This is a genomic window from Limisphaerales bacterium (assembly GCA_014382585.1).
Taxonomy (GTDB): Bacteria; Verrucomicrobiota; Verrucomicrobiia; order Limisphaerales; family UBA1100; genus JACNJL01.
The window spans coordinates 1-3,051 of record JACNJL010000004.1; the positions used below are offsets into that span (position 1 = coordinate 1).

Annotated in this window: 2 protein-coding genes; both read right to left on the minus strand. The window is 57.6% G+C overall.

The features are described 5' to 3' along the window. Positions 1-328: 328 nt before the first annotated feature. Entirely contained in the window at positions 329-2,626 is a 2,298-nt protein-coding gene (locus H8E27_00025) for a DUF1592 domain-containing protein (GenBank protein ID MBC8324006.1), read from the minus strand. After that, a partial coding sequence (locus H8E27_00030) for a hypothetical protein (protein ID MBC8324007.1) occupies positions 2,626-3,051 on the minus strand: 426 nt, incomplete at its 5' end. The genes H8E27_00030 and H8E27_00025, both read right to left, overlap by 1 nt.

Sequence of the window (3,051 nt, forward strand, 5' to 3'; positions counted from 1 at the left end):
CCACGCGAAGCCTTTGGAATACATCGCCATGCTCACGTCCTTGGCAGTGCGCGTTCCGGAATATTCGCTTTGGTTCCAGTTGTTACGTCCAGCATTGCCCCCCTTTTTTCCTTTGCCCCCCTTCTCGACCGGCTGGGAGGCAGCAATAGGGGCTAAGCATAAAACTAAAATCGGAATACAGTATTTTTTCATTTCTGGTTCCCTTTCCCCAACTTAGCGAGTTGAGATGGGTCGTTTATTGGGATCATATCGAAGATTGGCGACCGGGATGAGCCCTATTCATTCACTCCGTAGAGTGTGAAATTTGATTCTGGTTACAAAAGAAATCTTATTTCCGGCCAAACTCCGGATGCGCGATGAGGGCGTGGATGGCGGCGCGCAGCGAGTAATCCTGATTGGCGGCGGCCTGGAACACGGCGTCAATGTACGGGCGATCTGCGCGGGTGACTTCGCGGCCATGGGCGTAGCTGATGAGTTTGCCAATGATCCCTTTGAGGAGGCGCTCCTTGTCGGCCATCAGCGCGGCCTTGAGCGTGGGCAGGTCGCGCACTTCGCGGCCGTTGGGGAGTTTCATCGTGGCCTCAATCGGAGCGTTGGTAAATTTGAGTTTCTTTGTGAACGTGGTGCTCTCCCGCTCGACCGGCAATTCATCGACGTGACGATATTCGCTGCGCTTGCGGCCAACGGGATCGTAGAATTCAAGGGCGAATCCCAAGGGATCGATCTTCGAATGACAACGGGAGCAGCTCTCGAGTTCCTGATGCTTGAGAATGGCCTCGCGGATAGTGGTGGTGCCGCGAATGTCCGGCTCGTTGATCAATATATCAGCAGGCGGTTCGATGCGCTCGTTGTAAAGATTCTTGAGAATCCACGCGCCTCTATGAATCGGTGACGTAGCGAAATCTGTGGAAGTAAGCTTCAGGAAACCGGCCTGGGCAATGAGCCCTCCCCGCTCGCTATTCTCGGGGAGCTTCACCGGCACGAAGGCATCCCCTTTGACTGCGGGCAAACCGTAGAAGCGGGCCAAGCGGTCATTGGCCATCACGAAATCCGAGTCAATGAAGTGTTCCATGCTCAGGTTCTTCTCCAGTAGATGGCGAAAAAGTTCACGGCCTTCGCGCCCCATGGAATCGACCGTCATACGGCGCACGTCCTTAAACACGCGGACGTCCGGACCAAAGTCGTCCACCTTGTCGCGCTGCAACCATTGTCGGGTGAAGTCGTCAATGAAACGGCCGGCCTTAGGAGCCGTCAACAGCCGCTCCACCTGCGCCGAGGGATCCTTGGCTAGGGCGCCGGATTTGGCGGCGGCGAGCAACGCGGAGTCCGGGACGGAGTTCCAGAGGAAATACGATAGCCGGTAGGCTCGTTCCACCTCGGTCAACTCAGGCGATTCGGCCTTGTAGATAAAGTGCGGCGAGGTCAGCAGCGCGATCAGCACGCTGCGGGCGGTGGCGGTCATCGAGGCGCCGGACTTTTCCATGCCTCGCGCGATTTCTACAAACGCCTGACGGTCCCCCTCCGAAAGCGGCCGCTGCGTGAGCAACAACGCAATGTGATCGACCAGCTCACCCGGCTTCAGGTTCGGCCGAGGGAGGATGGCCTTCATCGCGGCGGTCGGCCATTGCTCCGTCAATGGGCCAGTCACCTTCATATAGGAGAAGCGCATGGCGGGCCCCTTGTGTGGTTGTTTTGCAAGACTCCTACCCGGCACACGGGCGCTGTCGAAGGTGAAGGCCAACATGTCGCCCGCTTTTAGGGTGAGCTCGGTCGTAAATCCTTTCGAGCCATGCGGCATGGGGATTCGGCGGATCATCTGAAAGCTGGTCGGATGACGCCCGTCCCCCAGGTTGATTCCGATGACCTCGCCTTCCTTGGATTTTTCAGAATGCGCCTTCACTTCAAGCCGGTACACCCCAAAGGCGGGAATCACAAACTGGTCATGGCTCTCCGGATCGATGGAGAAATGCAGATTACTGCGGTAGGGTCGAAAGCCCGTGATCACATAGTCGTCCCCATCGCGGTAATCCCCCCCACCGCCAGTCGCAAAGTTTTTGCTGCCATGAAAATGTCGCGCATCGAATTCCCATGACCTCGCTCTCGGCTGGGCATCCGGCAACACGCGCTCGGCGATGAAACGCGCGGTCTTGAGGTAAGCCATGACTTGATGGGGCGACATCAGGTGAGCTTCACCAAACTTATCGAAGCCGTGTTCCACGTGATCGGGTGGCAGTAAGCCCGTGAAATCAAAATCCACGCCGAAAAGATCACGGATCGTGTTGGTGTACTCAGCACGAGTGAGTCGCTTAAGAGGATTAGCCGGGCGCTGGGTGAGGATGTGTTTCTGGAGCAGCTGCACGACCTCAGCGACTGCGGCGGCCTTGGGCTGCGGCGCCTTTTCGGGCGGCATTTCACCAGCCTCCAGCACGGCAGCAAGGGTCTCCAGTAACTCCTCATCGGCGAACAGGGCGTCAACGGGCTGGTCAAGTCGCACCTTCCCCTTTTGTTTTTCAGGGCCGTGGCACTTGACGCAGTTTTGCGCGAAGAATTGCTCCAGCTTGGGTTCCGCGCGGAGAGTCACCGACAGGAGAAAACTCACCCACAGCATTGCGCAAGGCAGACGCATTATGACAACACCTCGAACGCTCCGGTGCTTTCTCCGAAACGGCCCTGTTCGGCCCCGAATAGTTGGAGCAAGCCGAGATACAGGTTACTCATCGGCACGTCCCTCTTTTGCCAATGGCCGGCGGTCTTCATACGGCTGTCCAACACCAAGGCCGGCAGGTCGTCGAAATTGTGAGAGTTCGCGCTGCCCATGGAAGCGGTGATCAGCGTGGTCGTCTGATCGAACAACGAGCTGTTGCCTACGGTGCGGTCCTTCATGGTGCTGAGCGAGGCATTGATCCGCTTGAGGATGGCGTGCTCCAGCATGAGCAACTTGTTGATCTTCTCCGGCTTCTGGCCGTGGTGAGAAAGGTCGTGGTAGTTACCGGTGAGGTCCGGCTCCTTGAAGCCTTCCCAGAACGGAATCTGCACCGTGACCGCACGCGT

What these genes read in the sequence shown, in the direction of transcription:
- H8E27_00025 (MBC8324006.1), bottom strand. Translation starts at nt 2,626, where the DNA reads ATGCGTCTGCCTTGCGCAATGCTGTGGGTGAGTTTTCTCCTGTCGGTG.